At 62.6% G+C, this 17,105-nt stretch carries 19 protein-coding genes; 10 read left to right on the top strand and 9 right to left on the bottom strand.

Features of this window, described 5'->3' with window-relative positions; all coding sequences use genetic code 11:
- Positions 1 to 39: 39 nt before the first annotated feature.
- The 3 genes from msrA to CO664_RS30755 form a co-directional block, all read right to left on the bottom strand.
- Positions 40 to 546, bottom strand: a complete 507-nt coding sequence (msrA, locus tag CO664_RS20155) for a peptide-methionine (S)-S-oxide reductase MsrA (protein ID WP_097539721.1) — start codon at positions 544 to 546, stop codon at positions 40 to 42.
- A complete protein-coding gene (gene msrB, locus CO664_RS20150) occupies positions 547 to 990 on the bottom strand; it encodes a peptide-methionine (R)-S-oxide reductase MsrB (RefSeq protein ID WP_097539720.1) in 444 nt (147 codons plus the stop codon). It abuts the gene before it with no gap.
- 182 nt (positions 991 to 1,172) lie between these two features.
- Complete coding sequence (locus CO664_RS30755) at positions 1,173 to 1,343, bottom strand: hypothetical protein (RefSeq protein WP_176536628.1); 171 nt, start codon at positions 1,341 to 1,343, stop codon at positions 1,173 to 1,175.
- A 396-nt stretch (positions 1,344 to 1,739) separates the two neighbouring features.
- On the opposite strand from CO664_RS30755, the gene CO664_RS30980 reads away from it, so the two are divergent.
- From CO664_RS30980 to CO664_RS30750, 5 genes are all read left to right on the top strand, one after another.
- Positions 1,740 to 1,970, top strand: a complete 231-nt coding sequence (locus tag CO664_RS30980; RefSeq protein ID WP_202859979.1) for a hypothetical protein — start codon at positions 1,740 to 1,742, stop codon at positions 1,968 to 1,970.
- On the top strand, positions 1,946 to 2,290 hold the full coding sequence (locus CO664_RS30975) for an MFS transporter (protein ID WP_210201048.1): 345 nt from the start codon (positions 1,946 to 1,948) through the stop codon (positions 2,288 to 2,290). The genes CO664_RS30980 and CO664_RS30975 overlap by 25 nt, the downstream gene beginning before the upstream one ends.
- Positions 2,291 to 2,408: 118 nt before the next feature.
- Positions 2,409 to 2,717 carry a hypothetical protein gene (locus CO664_RS30970; protein ID WP_202859977.1) on the top strand — a complete coding sequence of 103 codons (309 nt, stop codon included), beginning with the start codon at positions 2,409 to 2,411 and terminating at the stop codon, positions 2,715 to 2,717.
- A 473-nt stretch (positions 2,718 to 3,190) separates the two neighbouring features.
- The gene (locus tag CO664_RS20135; RefSeq protein ID WP_097539719.1) at positions 3,191 to 4,639 is read left to right on the top strand and encodes an inorganic triphosphatase; all 1,449 of its coding nucleotides are present in this window, start codon (positions 3,191 to 3,193) and stop codon (positions 4,637 to 4,639) included.
- Positions 4,640 to 4,733: 94 nt separating this feature from the next.
- A complete protein-coding gene (locus tag CO664_RS30750; RefSeq protein ID WP_176536627.1) occupies positions 4,734 to 5,423 on the top strand; it encodes a hypothetical protein in 690 nt (229 codons plus the stop codon).
- Positions 5,424 to 5,449: 26 nt separating this feature from the next.
- On the opposite strand, the gene CO664_RS20125 is transcribed toward CO664_RS30750, so the two are convergent.
- Complete coding sequence (locus CO664_RS20125) at positions 5,450 to 5,803, bottom strand: hypothetical protein (protein ID WP_037388718.1); 354 nt, start codon at positions 5,801 to 5,803, stop codon at positions 5,450 to 5,452.
- A gap of 141 nt (positions 5,804 to 5,944) precedes the next feature.
- Between CO664_RS20125 and ppk2 the strand changes: the two genes are divergently transcribed.
- The 4 genes from ppk2 (at position 5,945) to CO664_RS20105 (ending at position 10,186) form a co-directional block, all read left to right on the top strand.
- Positions 5,945 to 6,865 carry a polyphosphate kinase 2 gene (gene ppk2, locus CO664_RS20120; protein WP_037419955.1) on the top strand — a complete coding sequence of 307 codons (921 nt, stop codon included), beginning with the start codon at positions 5,945 to 5,947 and terminating at the stop codon, positions 6,863 to 6,865.
- Between the two features lie 218 nt (positions 6,866 to 7,083).
- On the top strand, positions 7,084 to 7,545 hold the full coding sequence (locus tag CO664_RS20115) for a truncated hemoglobin (RefSeq protein ID WP_097539718.1): 462 nt from the start codon (positions 7,084 to 7,086) through the stop codon (positions 7,543 to 7,545).
- Between the two features lie 156 nt (positions 7,546 to 7,701).
- On the top strand, positions 7,702 to 8,775 hold the full coding sequence (locus CO664_RS20110) for a polysaccharide pyruvyl transferase family protein (protein ID WP_097539717.1): 1,074 nt from the start codon (positions 7,702 to 7,704) through the stop codon (positions 8,773 to 8,775).
- Complete coding sequence (locus tag CO664_RS20105; protein ID WP_176536626.1) at positions 8,762 to 10,186, top strand: Coenzyme F420 hydrogenase/dehydrogenase, beta subunit C-terminal domain; 1,425 nt, start codon at positions 8,762 to 8,764, stop codon at positions 10,184 to 10,186. Before CO664_RS20110 ends, CO664_RS20105 begins: the two co-directional genes overlap by 14 nt.
- Here CO664_RS20105 and CO664_RS20100 read toward each other — a convergent pair.
- From CO664_RS20100 to CO664_RS20090, 3 genes are read right to left on the bottom strand one after another with little or no spacing between them, the layout of a single operon-like run.
- Complete coding sequence (locus CO664_RS20100; protein WP_097539716.1) at positions 10,126 to 11,103, bottom strand: beta-xylosidase; 978 nt, start codon at positions 11,101 to 11,103, stop codon at positions 10,126 to 10,128. The two genes, CO664_RS20105 and CO664_RS20100, sit on opposite strands and share 61 nt — an antisense overlap.
- 60 nt (positions 11,104 to 11,163) lie before the next feature.
- Positions 11,164 to 11,763 carry a histidine phosphatase family protein gene (locus CO664_RS20095; protein ID WP_037419941.1) on the bottom strand — a complete coding sequence of 200 codons (600 nt, stop codon included), beginning with the start codon at positions 11,761 to 11,763 and terminating at the stop codon, positions 11,164 to 11,166.
- Positions 11,760 to 12,863 (bottom strand): inositol-3-phosphate synthase, encoded by a 1,104-nt coding sequence (locus CO664_RS20090; RefSeq protein WP_097539715.1) that lies wholly within the window; start codon positions 12,861 to 12,863, stop codon positions 11,760 to 11,762. Before CO664_RS20090 ends, CO664_RS20095 begins: the two co-directional genes overlap by 4 nt.
- A 142-nt stretch (positions 12,864 to 13,005) precedes the next feature.
- On the opposite strand from CO664_RS20090, the gene CO664_RS20085 reads away from it, so the two are divergent.
- Positions 13,006 to 14,763 (top strand): hypothetical protein, encoded by a 1,758-nt coding sequence (locus CO664_RS20085; RefSeq protein WP_097539791.1) that lies wholly within the window; start codon positions 13,006 to 13,008, stop codon positions 14,761 to 14,763.
- Between the two features lie 9 nt (positions 14,764 to 14,772).
- Here CO664_RS20085 and CO664_RS20080 read toward each other — a convergent pair whose 3' ends face one another.
- Both CO664_RS20080 and CO664_RS20075 read right to left on the bottom strand, forming a co-directional pair.
- A complete protein-coding gene (locus CO664_RS20080) occupies positions 14,773 to 15,798 on the bottom strand; it encodes a Gfo/Idh/MocA family oxidoreductase (protein ID WP_097539714.1) in 1,026 nt (341 codons plus the stop codon).
- A complete protein-coding gene (locus CO664_RS20075; protein ID WP_037419931.1) occupies positions 15,791 to 16,783 on the bottom strand; it encodes a zinc-binding dehydrogenase in 993 nt (330 codons plus the stop codon). Before CO664_RS20075 ends, CO664_RS20080 begins: the two co-directional genes overlap by 8 nt.
- Positions 16,784 to 17,105 lie beyond the last annotated feature (322 nt).

Genomic DNA, 17,105 nt, shown 5'->3' with positions numbered 1-17,105 from the left:
GCCCGCGCTCGGATGCGGCGGCGGGAGCTACACGGCCGCCTATTCGGCCGCCGAGCGACGGGGCAAGACCCAGTCGGAGCGCGGGAAGTGGCAGGTGTAGCCGTTTGGGTAGCGCTCCAGATAGTCCTGGTGCTCCGGCTCCGCCTCCCAGAAATCCCCCGCCGGTTCGACTTCGGTCACCACCTTTCCCGGCCATCGGCCGGAAGCGTCGACGTCTGCGATGGTGTCCTCGGCAATGCGCTTCTGCTCGTCGTCGGCATAGTAGATCGCCGAGCGGTAGGACATGCCGATGTCGTTGCCCTGCCGGTATTTCGTGGTCGGATCGTGGATCTGGAAGAAAAACTCCAGAATCCGCCGGTAGCTGATCTTACCCGGATCGAAGATGATCTCGATGCCCTCGGCGTGGGTGCCGTGGTTGCGGTAGGTCGCATTCGGCACATCGCCGCCGGTATAGCCCACGCGGGTCTCGACGACGCCGGGGAGCTTGCGGATCAGGTCCTGCATTCCCCAGAAGCAGCCACCAGCCAATACAGCTTTCTCGGTCATTCAGATGTCCTCCACCTGGTTGAGATAGGCGCCGTAACCCGCGGCCTCCATCTCCTCGCGCGGAATGAAGCGCAGCGCGGCGGAATTGATGCAATAACGTAAGCCGCCGCGATCCTTCGGGCCGTCGGGAAAGACATGGCCGAGGTGACTGTCCCCATGCTTCGAGCGCACCTCGGTGCGGACCATGCCATAGGAATCATCCCTCAGTTCCTCGACATTCTCCTCCACGATCGGCTTGGTGAAGCTCGGCCAGCCGCAGCCGGAATCGAATTTGTCGGACGAGGCGAACAGCGGTTCGCCGGAAACGATGTCGACATAGATCCCCGGCCTTTTGTTGTCATTGTACTCCCCCGTGAAGGGCCTCTCGGTGCCGTTCTGCTGGGTCACACGATACTGCTCGGGTGTGAGTTTCCTGACCGCCTCGGCAGTCTTAGCGTAGGTCATTGCCCTGTCTCCGTCATGGATCTGCTGCCTGAATATGGCGTTGGGCCGTGCAATTTCCCAGTAAGGGCATGCAGAGATTCGATAGCCACGCGAGGTCGGCTTTCCGAGCATCGAGGTTCCAACATCATAAGAACCCAGGCGGGGGCGCAGAATGGTCGGCCTGCCAGGGAAAGGTTGCCCGCTCAGCCGCGAAGGGCGGAGGCCGGAGACTGGCGGTAGGCAAGGATGGCGGGCACGGATGCGATCAGTGCCGAGAAGCCGAGCAACGTCACTGCGAAGGCGATGTCCTCGCGAGCGAATCCGACCGGCATGGCAATGCCGCTACCATCGACCACCGCCTGGGAAATGACCATTGCCGCGGCGTAACCGATGCGAATCCGGCGAGGATGCCGATGGACACCAGCACGAAGAGTTCCGGTCAGACGACCGCACGCAAGGTGCCGCGCGGCGCGCCGAAAGGCCCTCAGGCCTTCGCACGTCGGCGTCCCAGATTTCACTGATCGCGGCGTCCGGGTCGGCATGAGGCTGGAGTTAGCCGAACTGCTGACGCCTCGCCGTGGCGGACTGTGGCCATCCTGGCAATGGATTGAACATCGGGGTTCCACACCCTAGCTACGCAGGGCCGGGCCAACAGGGAGAGGCCGATGCGTCCGTTTTACCATCTTCTCGGCAACAACCTGATCGCCAACATCACCAACTTCACGGTCTGGTTCGCGCTGACCTTCTGAGTCTATATCGAAACGCAATCCGTGTTTGCGACCGGCATGATCGCCGGTGTCTACCTCGTGTTCACATCCGGCTTCGGCTTCTGGCTCTGCAGCATAGTCGACCACAATCCCAAGAAGCTGGCCATGCTCGGCTCGAGCGTGGTGTCGGCGGGCTTCTATGTACTGTCCCTGGCGCTGCTCTTGATGTCGCCGCAGGCGGCCTTCGCCAATCCCTATGGCGTTCACCTTTGGGTTTTCGTGTGCTTTTGGTGATGCTCGGCGTCATTGCCGGCAATATTCGCTCCATCGCCCTGCCGACACTGGTCACCGTGCTCATTCCCGAGGATAGGAGGAACAAGGCCAATGGTCTCGTCGGCATGGTGACCGGTATCGGCTTTCTCACCACCTCGGTGATCAGCGGCTTTCTGGTCGCCTGGGGCGGAATGGTGGCGTCGCTGGCTTTCGCCCTCGTTTTCACCTTCCTGGCCTTTGCGCACCTTGCCTTCATTCATGTCGATGAGCGGCGTTTGGGAGCCGCGCCCGGTCACCCCGCCGAACCCAAGCGCGTCGACATCGAGGAACGATTGCGGTGATTGCCGCCGTGCCGGGGCTATTCGCGCTGATCTTCTTTGCCACGTTCAACAATTTCCTGGGTGGCATTTTCATGGCGCTGCTGGATGCCTATGGCCTCTCGCTCGTATCGGTGCAGATGTGGGACTGCTGTTCGGCGTGCTCTCGACCGCTTTCATCATCAGCGGCATCGTCATATCGAAGAGCGGTTTGGGCAAGAATCCGCTGCGCACATTGCTGCTGGTCAATCTCATCACCTGGTCGGTGTGCTGCGTCTTCACGATCCAGTCCTCGGTCTGGCTGCTGGCGGGCGGTTGCTTCATCTGGATGCTGTTGGCGCCCTATGCCGAAGCGGCCGAGCAACCGTCCTGCAGAAAGTGGTGCCCCTGGAACGCCAGGGACGCGTCTTCGGCTTTGCCCAGTCGGTCGAACAGGCCGCTTCGCCGCTGACCGCCTTCCTGATCGGTCCGCTGACCCAGTTCGTGGTCATTCCGTTCATGACCGACGGGGCAGGGGCCGATACCATAGGCGGATGGTTCGGGATGGGTCCGGCGCGAGGCATCGCGTTTGGTCTTTACACTTGCGGGTGCGATCGGCGTGGTGGTGACGATTCTTGCGCTGAGATTCCCATATTACCGACGGCTATCGACAGCCTATGCGGCCGGTACGGCCGACGAGGCCGGGAATGCCGCGACAATTCATCCTTGACCAGCATCGAGAGCTGTCGACGTGCCCCTTGTCTTATCTGCCAGACGAATACCCGGATGGCCTCGCCGTTTTCGGGTGTCGAAGCGGAGCAGCATCGCGGCGAGTGATGCCCGCGCCAGAGCTGGCACGGGCCGGAAGGATTGTTTGTGACAGCTTTTTAACGGACTATCCAATGCTTGCCAGCTTTGCAGAGGGAAGCCGCACCGAGGGGGACTATGCAGGAAACGGAACTCAAGCTTGAGCTGGCCCAAGGGGGGGCATCGTTGCTTCTGAAGGAGAATCCCTTCGCCTGCACCCCCACCATTCGTCGGCAGAGGTCCGTTTATTATGATACCGACGAATGGGACCTGTCTCAGCGCGGGTTGTCGCTATGCATCCGGCAATGCGGGAATGAACGGACCCAGATCGTCAAATCCGGCGACGGCTCGGCGGCCGAAGCTCTCACGCGTGAAGAATGGTCACGGCCAATTGCCGACGACACGCCTGTTCTCGACGATCCGCAGATACAGGCCCAGCTTGCCGGGGTGGCCGAAAGGCTCGCGCCGCTGTTCGAGGTTCACGTCAAGCGGCATCGTTGGAGCATCACGGAAGGCGACGCGACGATCGACGTCGCCATGGACGTCGGTAAAGTCCTTGCAGCGGATCGCGAGGCACCGCTCTGCGAAATCGAGTTGGAAAGGAAGGCGGGTTCCCCGACGGCGTTGTTTGCCCTGACCAGAAAACTCAATCTGATCACGCCGGCTTCGATCGGGGTGCTGACCAAAGCGGATCGCGGCTACCGTCTGATTGGTCCTGCGCGTGGTGCCGTCAAGGCGAGTGTTACGCCACTCGCTGCCGATATGAATACTGCGACGGTGTTCGTGCGCATTGCGTCAGCCTGCCTCAAGCAGTTTCGCCTCAATGAAATGGTCCTGTCATGGTCTCGCGATACCGAAGCTTTGCATCAGGCGCGTGTGGCCCTGCGTCGACTGCGCTCGCTTTTCTCCATCTGTAAATCGCTTTTCACGGATAGCAGGTTCGATCATCTGCGCGATGAGCTACGCTGGCTTGCCTCGGAGCTTGGCGATGCGCGCAATATCGACGTCATGATCAAGAACACGACAGGCGAAGAGCTTTTGCGCTGTCTGCAGGAGGCCCGCAGCGACGCCTATGGCGCGGCAGGAGCCGCGCTTTCCTCCGTCCGCGCCCGCGCCCTGATGATCGACCTAGTCGAATGGATTTCGATCAGAGACTGGCGAAGCGACGAGGCCGGCCAGGCCTTGCTCGCCCAGCCGGCGAGGCAATTCGCCTCCAGGATGCTCGACAAGCTTTGGAAGAAGGTGGCGAAAGGCGGCAGCAATCTGATCGATTTGGATGATGAGACCCGCCATGAAGTGCGCATTGCGGCAAAGAAACTGCGCTATGCGGCGGAGTTTTTTGGCCCCCTTTATGAAAGCAAGCAGGAAACCAAGCGCCACAAGAGGTTCATCGTCGCGATGGGGGGACTTCAGGATCACCTCGGCAGTCTGAACGATCTCGCCACCGCTCCCGACATGCTGTCGAAGCTGCAGCTTTCAGAGGTCGCGGATACAGAACCGTTCAGTGCGGACGACAAGGAAAAGCTCCTGCATGCTGCCGGTGAAGCCCACGATATATTTGTCGACACGAGGCGTTTCTGGCGCTGAGGCATAGCGTTCCGAGCGACGCGAATTTCCTTATCCGGGCCTGCGGCTGGAACCCCGATCGTCTCTCTTCGTTTGTGAGAGCAAGGAGGCGACGATGGGCAAGAAGAAGCGGCTTCCCAAAGAGATCGCGGGTGTGAAGATCCCCAAGGCTTGGCGCAAATCAAAGATGCTCCGCAGCTTGATGAAGACCAGCCCCGGGCGTGACCTGCTCGCCCACTCGTTGACTGCCGGCGCGGGTGCGGCGGCGGCAGTGCTGATCGGAAAGCAGCAGAAGGTGACCGCGGTCGCCAAAACCGTGACCCGAAAGGGTGCCCGATCCGCCGGGCTTTGGGCGAATGCTTTGGAGACCGCGTTTTCGGCTGCAAGGGAAGTGATCCGAGACGCCGATCCGCCGAAACGGCGCTACAAACCGGCGCCCTTGCCAGCGGACGGCGCCGATCAGGATGAGGCGTGGCGCGATGACGAAGAAAAAGGGGGCGGGCTTAAGTCCATCGAAGGGTTCCTGGTACGCCAGTACGGCGACAAGTTCACCTCGCGCGTCATCGTCGCGGCGAGCGTGCGAGCAATTTCCGTGCTGATCCGCGAACACCCGCTGATCGCGGCGCGGCTGTTGGGCGTCGGCCTGGCGCGGGCGGCACAAGTGGGTGCAGCCGACGTATATGACTATGTGAGCGGCGGCGAGCGGCAAGATGACCCCGAACTCCCCTCGGGACTGATCGTGCCCCGACAGTCCCTGGTGCCGGAAGTCAACAGCAAGGGTAACCGGACAAGCGATGACGACTGAGCACAACTTTGCTCGTCGACCCCGGTCTAATGGACAACTGCCCGCCTTTGGGTTTTGCTCTTGGCTTTCTTCGGCTTGTGAGTCTCGGGAAATACGGAATCCTTCATCGCGTCCATCGCTGCCGAAAAGCCGCTTTGCATTGCCCGGCGCGCCAACCCGACTGCCTTCCTACCCTTCTTCGCGGTTCTGGCGTCGAAAACGTCGTCACGGTGGTCGACCAGTACCGCTGCGGCGGCTCCGGCCCCGGCCGTGATGGCCTTGGCCAGTACATCCCTGCCCACGTCGCTGCGTACCATGCTCCTCAATATCTTCGACCGACGAAGCCCCTTCGGAACCTTCACGCCTGCGATCTTCTTGGGAAGCTGCTTCTTCTTGGCCATTGTCGTACTCCTCGATGCCAGTCGGGAAACGTCGGAGGAGAAGTCCTGGTTCCTGCGGGCTTTAGCGAGTTCATGGCGCGGTCAAATCAGTCTCATAAGAAAATGCTATGCTGCCGCACCGGTTGAAGGATGGAGGATAGCATGGGGAAGCTGAACGACGAAACTGAGCGCCTGGATTGGCTCGAAGCGGAGCTCACCGATACGCTCGACGAGGACTATGAGCTGGAACTGTCCGAACCGGCCTTGACGGAGGAGATCCGCAAGATTTATCGCAAGGCGCGTCCCCCGACGATTCCGCGAGCCGATTATTTCCGCGCCCTCCTGTCCCTGCAGGCGGAACTCATCAGGCTCCAGGATTGGGTCGTCTATCACAAAGAGAAGGTCGTGGTGATTTTCGAGGGCCGCGATTCGGCCGGCAAGGGCGGCGCGATCAAGCGCATCACACAGCGGCTGAACCCGCGCGTCGTGCGGGTGGTGGCGCTTCCGGCACCGTCCGACCGCGAAAAGACGCAATGGTACTTCCAGCGATACGTTCCGCATCTGCCGGCCGGCGGCGAGATCGTGCTTTTCGACCGCTCCTGGTACAACCGCTCCGGTGTCGAGCGGGTGATGGGCTTCGCGACGGAAGGCGAGGTGGAGGAATTCTTCCGAGACGTTCCGGAATTCGAGCGAATGCTGGTGCGCTCCGGCATTCGGCTTGTGAAATACTGGTTCTCGATCACCGACGAGGAGCAGCAGTTGCGGTTCCTGATGCGCATTCATGATCCGCTGAAGCAGTGGAAGCTTTCGCCCATGGACCTGCAGTCGCGGGTGCGCTGGGAGGGCTACACCAAGGCCAAGGAAGAGACTTTTGCCCGCACCAACATCCCGGAAGCGCCATGGTACATCGTCGAGGCAAATGACAAGAAGCGGGCGCGTCTGAACTGCATCGACCACCTGCTGACGAAGATCCCGTATGAGGATGTGCCGCATGCGGATATCGCGTTGCCGGAGCGGGTCTTCAATCCCGACTACGAGCGGAAAGTACTGCCACCGGAACTGTATGTGCCGTCGAAATACTGATAGGGCAATCAAGGAAATGCCCGTCGACTTCCCCCGAGAAGCAAATCCGCAGATTGCGATGGGCGCCGCTTGCGACCACGTTGGAACGCGCGCGACGCTGCGGCCGGAGGGGCCCGGCCGTCGCCGGACAGATTGCCGCATGTCCCGGTTCGACTTTTGGAGTGACATCCGCAACGTCTATATAAGGGGGCGCAGACACGGCTGAACAGGGCGACGGAATGGAATTGCATGGCAAAGCCGCGGATTCAGCGGCCATCCGCGAACGGGCGGAGGCGGAGATGAAGGCGATAGGTATCGATGAGGCGTTCATCGGCACTTTGGTCGACACGTTCTACGCCCGTGTGCTCGCGCATCCGGTGCTTGGGCCCGTCTTCGACGCAAGGCTGTCGGGACGTTGGCCGGAGCACACGGAGAAAATGAAGAGCTTCTGGTCCGCCGTGGCCTTCCGCAATGGCGCCTATGGCGGCAAGCCGGTCCAGGCGCATCTCGGCGTCGCCAACATGTCACCGGAGCTTTTTCCAAAATGGCTGGCGCTCTTTGCTGTCACCCTTGACGACATTGCACCGAACCCGGAGGCGAAGGCCTGGTTCACGAGCACGGCAGAGCGCATCGCGCGCAGCCTGACGCTCTCGCTCTTCTACAATCCGGCGCTCGACGACCCGGCGCTCAAGCGTTCCTGACGTCGGAACCCCGCACCCCCGGCCGCCGCAGCGGTTAGCGCATCAATCGATAGTCCCCAGCCAATACCCGCTGTTGCCTGCTCCGCTTCAGCAGCGGGCAAGTGATGGCGGGAACCTACTCCTGCGCGGTCGGTTAGGTGCGAAGAGGATCGACCATTGGCGAAATTGGGTGTCCTGACATTTCACCGCTGCATCAACTACGGCTCCTTGTGGCAGACGCGATGTCTGGTCGAAGGGTTGCGATCTCGCGGCCACGAGCCGATCGTTCTCGACCACCGTTCCGATCGCGTCAGCCGGGCCGAATGGCGCTGCGCCTTGCAGCCGCTGCTGCCGGTCAGGACCTCGGCTGCCGATGGTCCGCTCTATGCGGCGAAAATCAGAAAGTTCTTGAAGGCCATTGAAGCACTTCCGCTCAGCCGAGCCTTTGCGCTGGATGATCCGGCGGGCAGCGAGAGCTGCGACCTTGTCATCGTCGGCAGCGACGAGGTCTGGAACCTGCGTCACCCCTGGTATGGTGGATGCCGATTGTTCTACGGCGATCAACTCGCCACGCGGCGGCTCGTTTCCTATGCCGCTACATTCGGGAACCATCCGGCTGCAAACGGGCTCGAGAGCTTCTGGGCGGAGGGGCTGCGGAAGTTCGAAAGCATTTCCGTGCGCGATGGGAATTCCAAGACGATCATCGAGAACGCGGTCGGCTGCGAGGCGACGCTCGTCCTCGATCCGTGCCTCCAATTTCCCGAGGCAATTGCTTCCGACGAGGCAGTTTACGGAATGGCAATGCCGCGCCCCTACGCTGCCATTTATGGCCATTCCTTTCCGGACTGGTTCAAGGACCCGGTTCGACGCTGGGCGCGATCACGCGCGATCAAGCTTGTCAGCGTCGGCTATCGCAACGATTGGGCCGATGAACAGTGGATCGACGCCGGGCCACATGATTTCGCCGGCTTCATTGCCGGTGCTGCGGCGGTGGTGACGAATTTCTTTCACGGCTGCGTCTTCTCCCTGATCAATTCCAAGGCTTTTGCCTGCGTGATGTCGGACTACCGCTGGAACAAGATCCACGACCTGACCGCACTCTTGGGCGCAGAACGCCACGTCATTTGGCAAGGAGCGGGCGAGCGGGACTATGGAGCGGCTCTTGACGAAGCACCGGATCCAGCCACCGCAGCCCGGCTCGCCGAGCATCGCCTCCGCTCACAGGCATATCTGGATTATGTCCTCAACTGATCCGCCGAAACTTCCGCCTGACCATCCCAGGCTCACGCCGCGGCGGATCGGAAAGTCTGGCCTGTGCATCGGGTGTGGAGCCTGCGTGGCGCGCTCAAGCGCCAGCGATGTGACCATGCGCCTCGACCGCTATGGCCACTTCAAGCCGAAAATTTCCGGTCTGTCGGCGGATAACAATCCACCAGACTTCGCCGCCCTCTGTCCCTTCTCTCCAGATGCCCGGAACGAGGACGAAATCGCCTGCGAGCGGTTCCCATCGGCCAAATACCGGGATCCGCTGATCGGGCGCTTCCAGGCAGCCTTTGTCGGTCACGTGCGCGAGGCGAGCTTTCGGGCGGACGGCAGCTCCGGCGGCTTGGCAAGCTGGACGGCCGCCGAGCTTCTGGCGAGGAAGTTGGTCGACGGGATCGCTCATGTGGTGCCGCGCTCCGACGGCGAGGACGATCGCCAACCGCTCTTCCGCTACCGGATCTCGCGAACGGTGGAAGACGTGCGCGATGGCGCCAAGTCGCGTTACTATCCCGTGGAGATGTCCGCGATCGTCGACGAGATCAGGCGCCGGCCCGGACGCTATGCGGTGGTCGGCATCCCGTGCTTCGTCAAGGCCGTGCATCTCCTTTCTCGGCAGGATCCGGTCCTGAGCGAGCGCATCACCTTCACGCTCGGCCTTTTTTGCGGACACATGAAAAGCGCTCGTTTCGTCGAAAGCTTCGCCTGGCAGATGCAGGCGAGGATGGGAGACGTTGCGGGTGTCGATTTCCGGCTGAAGGATGTCCGCCGGCCGGCGAACTGGTACACCGCTCAGTTGCGGCTCAGGGACGGAGGGACCAGGAGCAAGGACTGGTGGCATCTCGTCGACGGCGACTGGGGGGCTGGATATTTTCAGAATTCCGCCTGCAACTTCTGCGACGACGTGGTCGCCGAGACGGCGGACATTTCATTCGGCGACGCCTGGGTCGAACCCTACTCGTCCGACGGACGGGGCACGAATGTCGTTGTGGTTCGCTCTCCATTGCTGCAACGGCTCATCGCCGATGCCGCCGACGAAGGAAGGCTGGCTCTCGACGAGGTCGACGCCGATTTCGTTGTGCGAACCCAAGCGGCGGGATTCAGACAGCGACGCGAGGGGCTTGGCTTTCGCCTGAGCTGGCCGCGATACGGAATAAGGCCGAACAAGCGCGTGGCGCCGAAATGGAGCGGGCTGCCGGCCCGACGCATGCTGGTCTACTGGCTGCGCAGTTCGATCAGCGCCCACAGCCATCGCATCTTCCTGCTGGCAAGGGCACTCCACCTGCCAATCATCTATACCCGTTGGGCTTCGACGATGCTCGCCCTTTATCAGGGCGTCACCTATTCGCGCGGCTGGGTCGGGAAACTCGTCGATCGCATCGGCGGTCGCGGTGAGAGCTGAGGCTGATCGAGGACACCTACCGGCGACGGGTGAGGAGCATAGCGCTCGGTCATCTCGGCGCAGAATTCGGCAAATTCCTCCGGCACGATCGGCGCGCTCGTATGGTGCGGGGCAAGGCCCCGGTGTTCCGGCGTGAAGCAATAGGTGACGGTCACGTCGAAATCCTCGAGCGCCTCCATCTGCCGATCGAACCATGCCAGCGCATCCGGCCGGAATCGGTCGGCCCAGGAGAGGCCGGTGCGCAGGCAGGTGATCCCGAGGCGCTTCATCCATTCTACGGCGTCCTCAAGCCGCGGGTCCTCGAAATGGAACCATTGCACCAGCCCGATGTCCGGCGTGTGCCGGGCAAATTCCTCGAGCGCCAGCTTCGGCGTGCCGTCTTCGCGCAGAAGTCCCATGTAGAAATGCCGGTAATAGGAAGACCCCTCCGCCTCCTTGTGCCGGGTCGTGGCCGGCCAGGCGCTCGGCAGATCGTAGAGGCTGTACCACTGAATTCGTTCCACCTTGCCCTTCAGCAATTCGGCGGTTCTTTTCAGTCCCCATAGCTGCACTTCCTCGGCACCGAAACTCGAGACGCCGACCTCGCTTATCCAGATCGGCAGATCGGTGACGTTCTGCAGTTCCGCGATCTTCTGCGGCCATTCGTCAATTTGCCAGAGGTTCCAGTCGAGCGGAAAGCCATGGGCGGCCACCGCATCGACGTGATCGAGCACGCCATAGGTATCCATGAGAGCCAGGAAGCCCGGGTCGATCGGCGAGATGCCGCCGAGCACCCTTGTCAGATTGGGGTTCACGCCATGAATGGCGTCCGCGGCGAGCTTCGCCATATGCGCAAAGCGGCTCCAATCGGGGTCGATCTCCGGATCCCAATGGGACTTGTTGTTCGGCTCGTTCCAGATCATTGCGGCTTCGATCATCAATTCCTCCGAACTGCCGGAGACCGGCTGGTTGATTGCGCTGTTCGAGGTCTTCGGCGCTCACGACCCGTTTTCGTTCAACGTGACGATCTTCGCCCCCCAGTCGCCCGCGACCAGGGTCGAGATGGAGGCGGGAGCGATCTCGAAACGGGACCAGGCGTCCGCCGAAAGGCCGAGGACATGGCAGACCAAGGCCTTGATGACGTCCGCATGGCTGACAAGGACGATTTTACCGTCGTCCCCATGCCGTCCGAGTGTTTCGACGAGCGAGATCACTCGCGACTGGACCTCCAGCATCGTCTCTCCGCCCGGCGCGCGGGCAAGGCTCCTTTTGGAATTCCAATGACGCCAATGCGGGTCCCCGTTCAGCACTTCGAACGTCTTGCCGGACCAGGTGCCGAAATCCACTTCGTCAAGCGCATCGGCCGTTTCGACTTCCGGAATGTCCGAGGCAGCGGCGATCGCCGCGGCCGTTTCCTGGGTTCGCTTACGCGGGCTGGCATAGATCGCACCGATATTCTCGCCGGCAAGCCGCGTTGCCAGACGCTCGGCCTGTTCACGGCCGGCCGGGCCGAGCGGAACGTCTGCCGTGCGCCCAGCGAGGAAATTCCCGATCTTGTCGTGGGCGGCGTGCCGCACCAGCAGGAACGTGGTCGTCACTCGGCCGCTCCCCGGAGTGCGTCCGTTTCGCCTGCGATGAATTCCTCAAGGCGTATGCGCGCCTCGGCATCGGTGAATTGCCGCGGCGGCGATTTCATGAAGTAGCTCGAGGGTGCGATAAGCGGACCCCCGACGCCGCGGTCCATGCCGAGCTTGGCGCAGCGAACCGCATCGATGACCACGCCGGCCGAGTTCGGCGAGTCCCAGACCTCCAGCTTCAGCTCGACATTCAGCGGGACGCTGCCGAATGTGGTGCCCTCAACACGGATATAGGCGAACTTCCGGTCGGCGAGCCAAGGCACATGGTCGCTGGGGCCGACATGGATGTCTCCGGGAGCAAGGGGCATGTCCATCTGGCTAATGACCGATTGGGTCTTCGAGATCTTCTTCGATTCCAGCCGCTCCCGTTCGAGCATGTTGAGAAAGTCGGTATTGCCGCCGAAATTGAGCTGATACGTCCGGTCGATCCTGACGCCTCGGTCGCGGAAGAGATTGGCGAGCAGCCGGTGCACGATGGTGGCGCCGACCTGGCTCTTGATGTCGTCGCCGATCAGCGGCAGGCCCCGCTCGGCGAACTTTCTTTGCCAGGATCGGTCGGAGGCGATGAAGACGGGAATGCAGTTGACGAAACCGCAGCCGGCGGCGAGCGCCTGCTCCGCGTACCATCGCGTCGCCACTTCCGAACCGACCGGGAGGTAGGAGACCAGCACGTCCGTTTCGCTTCTTCGCAGGACCTCGGCGACATCGACGGCCGGAGCCTCCGATTCGGGGATTTCCTCGCGCAGATACCGACCGATCCCGTCGAGCGTTCTGCCGCGCTCCACTGTGACCCCGGTCGAAGCGACCTCTGCGAAACGGAACGTGTTGTTCGGAGGGGCATAGATCGCCTCGGAGAGATCGCGGCCGACCTTCGAAGCGGCAACGTCGAAGGCGGCGGACACTTCGATATCGCTGATGTGATAGCCGCCGAGATTGACATGCATCAGCCCCGGCACCGGCTCGTCTTCCTTGGCGTCGCGGTAGAAAGTAATTCCCTGGACGAGGGAAGATGCGCAATTGCCGATTCCGACCAGCCCGATTCGAATGGATTTCGATCGCATCGCCGCACTCCCGCAAGGCATCTACAATGCTCGCCAAACCCACGCACGCCGGAATGGTTCCCGCGGTTGGTTCCGCACGCATTCCGCGGATCGAAATGAGCCGCCGCGCGTTCAACGCCGATGAAGAGCAATGGGCGGAGCGATGCTGGTCTACGGTGACCCGAAGCGCAGCGACCGGGCCGACACTTTGTGCGAGGCAATTGCCGCACAGTTGCGGACGTTCGATCGACGTTCGCCGGGTCTCGAGCGGCACGCCGCTTTGGTCGGTATCTTCATCAAGGCGGGCGAACTGGTGCAGGGACTGTCGGACGCCGAGTTCGACACGCTCGGTGCGGACGAGCTGTCGGCAAGGCGCGAAAAGTCCGGCGCTCTGCTTCTCGAGCTTGCGCGGCTCGTCGCCCAGTCCTGGTCTTCGGGGTTCTCTGCTCGCCTAGCCCCGCCGGAGCATATCTGGGCACTGCTCCGCGACCTTCGGGCGCCATGGGACCTGTCGATCAAAGAGGGGGAGGGCTATGCCTTCTATGCGCTCTATCCGGAATGTTACATGGAAGCGGCCCGGCGCTCCGGGCTTGCCGCAAACACGGTCGTTATCGGCCTCCGCTCGATCGGCACCAGCCTTTCGGCCGCGGTCGCCGCTGCGATCGGGGCGGCGGTGCCGGTCACCCTGCGCCCGGTCGGTCATCCTTTTAGAAGGGAAATCCGCGTCGGCCCGCATCTTTCGCGACGGCTACTGCAGGACGGGACGGCCGATTTCGCGATCGTCGACGAGGGGCCCGGCCTTTCCGGCAGTTCCCTCGGAAGCGTGGCGGATTGGCTCGAGGAGCACGGCGTCCGCGAAGACCGCATCCACTTCTTTCCCGGCCATAGAGGAGAGCTCGGACCGCAAGCGAGCGAGGATCACCGCAAACGCTGGGCAGAGCGCCCCCGCCACGTCGTCGAACTGGACGAGCTTTTCTTCGGGGCACACCCGCCGCACCGGCTCGCCGCTTGGGTGAGCGAGCTTGTCGGCCCTCTACGGCAGCCGCTGCAAGAGATTTCCGGCGGAGGCTGGCGTAGCGTGCTTGCGTGCGGACGCGACTCCTGGCCGCCCGCCGATCCGCGGTTCGAGCGGCGCAAATTCCTGGCGCATGCTTCCGACGGGACATGGCTCGTCAAATTCGCGGGCCTGGGCGACGTCGGACAACGGAAGCTCGAAAAGGCACGGTTGCTGGCGAAGGCCGGTTTCGCGCCGCCGGTCGCCGGCCTCTGCCATGGGTTCCTAGTCCAGAAGTGGATTTCGGCGGCGCCGCTTGCGCCAAGCGAGTTTCACCGTGCGGAATTCATTGGATATCTCGGCCGCTATCTAGCATTTCGGGCAAGCCGGCTGCCGCGGCCTAAGACGAATGGCGCCTCGATGGCAATGCTGTACGAGATGGCCATCGCCAATTCGGAGGAAGCGCTCGGCGAAGCCGTTGCGACCCGGCTGGAATCTCGGCTTTCCAATGGTGATGATCTTCCGGTGGTGCCCGTCGATACGGACGGCCGCCTTCACCCGTGGGAGTGGCTGGCCGGCGCCGAGGGGTTCCTGAAGGCGGATGGGCTCGATCATAGTGCTGGCCACGACCTCGTCGGACCTCAGGATATCGCCTGGGACATTGCTGGTGCGACCATCGAGTTCGATCTCTCACCGGATGAAGCGGCCGATCTTCGCGCGATCGTGTCCGACGGCTGCTCGCGCGCCGTAGACGCTAAGCTGCAGGACATCCTCGAGCTTTGTTATCTGGCTTTCCACCTTGGCCTTTGGAGCTCTGCAAAGTGCGGTGCTGCCGCCGAGGAAGTGCAGCGGCTGGACTCGCTCGTGGCGCGCTATCGAGGCCTGTTGCTCCGGCGCCTCGAAGAGGGCGCCGGACAGGGTGCGTAGCCGTCACCGCTATCTTCCGTAGATCCTGTCGAGAACGTCGGCGACGGTGACGAAGCAATCGTTTTCCGGATCGAAGCGCTCGCCTGCGGCAAGGCGCTCGGCCCAGATCGCCGCGGCGCGTCCGCCCCAATCGTCCGGGGGAAGAGCCAGCACCTCCCGCTGTGTGCCGCGATACCGTTCGGCCCGGAAGTCGAGATAGGAGCCGTCGACGTTTCTGAGGCTGGCACCGCCTTCGGTGCCGTAGAAATCGGCACTGATCACCGCGTCGCATCCCGCCTGCAGGTGCCAGGAGCAAGCGACCCGGGCAACGACTCCGTCAGCCAGTTCGAGTGTCGCGACGGTATAGTCCTCGACCTCGTCGCCATCGCGGCGGATGGGAACGCCCTTGGCAAACAGCCGGCTTTCGACGCGGGCCACCTCCGGAAATCCGAGGACCCAGAGCAGGAGGTCGACGAGGTGCACGCCGAGATCGATGACGCAGCCGCCGCCGGAAAGCGCCTTGTCGTAGAACCATGGCTTGCTGGGACCGTAGGCGTTGTGAAAGGTCAGATCGACTGCGAATACGGTGCCGAGTTCGCCCGAAGTGATCAGGTCCCGGATCCGCTGCATGCCGACGGTATGACGATAGGAGAGATCAACGCCCAGCAGCCTGTCGGCGTGCTGCGCCGCTTCGACGACCGCCAGGGTCTCGTCGCGTGTTCGACCGAGCGGCTTCTGGCAAAAGACCGCTAGGCCCTGCTCCAGCGCCACGATCGACTGGGCGGCATGGAGGGCGCTCGGAGAGGCGATGACGATGCCGTCGAGGCGCTGGTCGAGCAGGGCTTCAAGGGAATTGACCAAGACGGCGTCGGGCGTCAGCTCGCGCGCCGCAGCCGCCATTTCCGGCGTGGGGTCGAATATGGCAGCCGTTTCGACGGCGCCGGTTTCGACGATCGCCCGCATGCGGTGCAAGCCGATTCGCCCCACGCCGAGGAAGCCGACGCGTGGGCGGGTCGTGGCGTCCAGTTTCGTTGCAAGTGGCATCGCGTCACTCATCGTAGATCACCAGTGCCTTGATGAAGCCTTCGGGACGATCGCGCGTCATGTCGAGCGCAGGGCCGAGCTCTTCGAGCCGGAACCGATGCGTATAGAGCCTTGAGGGCGACAGGCGGCCGGCTGCCGTCGCCTCGATCGCTTCGCGAATGCCGCGCATGTAGACGGCCGGGTCCCGTTCATGCGCATTGATCACGTCGAGGCCGCGCCAGTTCCAGAGCTGCATGTTCACCTGCCGCGGTCCGTCCTGGTGGTAGCCTGCAATGATGAGGCGGCCGCGCTCTTTCGTCAGTTCGGCGGCGAGGTCGAGTGGCCATTGCTTGCCCACCGCCTCGACGACGCAGTCGCAAAGCGCGCCGGAGGTCAGTTGCTTCACCTTGTCGATGATCTGCCAATGGTCGTCCATGGCGATGACCTCGCTTGCGCCGGCCTGTTTGGCCGAAGCGAGCGAAGACGGTCTGCGCGATATGGCGATGACCCTTGCGCCCGCCGCGCTTGCGAGCTCCGTCAGGAGGATGCCGAGGAAGCCGATGCCGATGATCGCCACGGTCTCGCGGGGCCGGATTGCGCTCCGCCGGAAGATGTTGAAGGCGCAGCCGAGCGGCTCGCCCGGAAAGGGCTCATCCGCGAGCGCGGCGGGAAGGGATGCGATCGCGGTCTGGTCCGCAATGTCGTGGGTCGCGTAGGCGTGATAGGAGAGCGCCGCGACGCGGTCGCCCGGTGCGAAACCATGCACGTCTTCGCCAATCTTGTCGATGATCCCCCAGCCCTCATGCCCGAGCGCGCCGGGTTCGGTCGGAAACCGCATCCATTCCGGCCCGGCCCAGGGTACGAGATTGGATGCGCAAACGCCGCAGCCTTGCAGCTTGATGCGGACCTGCCCGGGGCCGGGCTCAGGCACCGGCAATTTCTCGAGTCGCAACTCGCCTGGCCCGGTGATGATCGCCGCGGACATTGTGTCTGTCCTCGGCTGCGTTCTGATGTTCATGCCTGCCTCCCGCTGTTGACATGGAGCATGTCCGGCGGCTCGGCACAGCGTGGGCGTTGAGTGGAAGAATATCCCCCGCCATACCCTCGTCGCGGCGCCCCAAGAAAGACGCTCGGCCGCCTTGGGCCCTTAACCTCATGTTCCGGCTTTTGTTCCTGCCCGGCCGATTGTCATGGAACCTCATGGGAAGAGCGAGGTTTGTAGCTTGGGCGTGCGCGGGCGATAGCCAGCACAATCATCAGCTATATAGATGTTCAAAGAAGAAGTCATAGATGAAGGAACCTTTGCTGCAGACGTTTGTTGGAGCTTTGTCTCTATCTCT

It is taken from the genome of Sinorhizobium sp. NG07B (assembly GCF_002532005.1).
GTDB lineage: Bacteria > Pseudomonadota > Alphaproteobacteria > Rhizobiales > Rhizobiaceae > Sinorhizobium > Sinorhizobium fredii_C.
Note: the sequence above shows the minus strand (reverse complement) of the source record. Positions and strands in the feature narration are given on the sequence as shown.

Coding starts and splice junctions, on each gene's coding strand:
- msrA (WP_097539721.1), bottom strand. CDS start 546: ATGACCGAGAAAGCTGTATTGGCTGGTGGCTGCTTCTGGGGAATGCAG.
- msrB (WP_097539720.1), bottom strand. CDS start 990: ATGACCTACGCTAAGACTGCCGAGGCGGTCAGGAAACTCACACCCGAG.
- CO664_RS30755 (WP_176536628.1), bottom strand. CDS start 1,343: ATGGTCATTTCCCAGGCGGTGGTCGATGGTAGCGGCATTGCCATGCCG.
- CO664_RS20135 (WP_097539719.1), top strand. CDS start 3,191: ATGCAGGAAACGGAACTCAAGCTTGAGCTGGCCCAAGGGGGGGCATCG.
- CO664_RS30750 (WP_176536627.1), top strand. CDS start 4,734: ATGGGCAAGAAGAAGCGGCTTCCCAAAGAGATCGCGGGTGTGAAGATC.
- CO664_RS20125 (WP_037388718.1), bottom strand. CDS start 5,803: ATGGCCAAGAAGAAGCAGCTTCCCAAGAAGATCGCAGGCGTGAAGGTT.
- ppk2 (WP_037419955.1), top strand. CDS start 5,945: ATGGGGAAGCTGAACGACGAAACTGAGCGCCTGGATTGGCTCGAAGCG.
- CO664_RS20115 (WP_097539718.1), top strand. CDS start 7,084: ATGGAATTGCATGGCAAAGCCGCGGATTCAGCGGCCATCCGCGAACGG.
- CO664_RS20105 (WP_176536626.1), top strand. CDS start 8,762: ATGTCCTCAACTGATCCGCCGAAACTTCCGCCTGACCATCCCAGGCTC.
- CO664_RS20100 (WP_097539716.1), bottom strand. CDS start 11,103: ATGATCGAAGCCGCAATGATCTGGAACGAGCCGAACAACAAGTCCCAT.
- CO664_RS20090 (WP_097539715.1), bottom strand. CDS start 12,863: ATGCGATCGAAATCCATTCGAATCGGGCTGGTCGGAATCGGCAATTGC.
- CO664_RS20085 (WP_097539791.1), top strand. CDS start 13,006: ATGCTGGTCTACGGTGACCCGAAGCGCAGCGACCGGGCCGACACTTTG.
- CO664_RS20080 (WP_097539714.1), bottom strand. CDS start 15,798: ATGAGTGACGCGATGCCACTTGCAACGAAACTGGACGCCACGACCCGC.
- CO664_RS20075 (WP_037419931.1), bottom strand. CDS start 16,783: ATGAACATCAGAACGCAGCCGAGGACAGACACAATGTCCGCGGCGATC.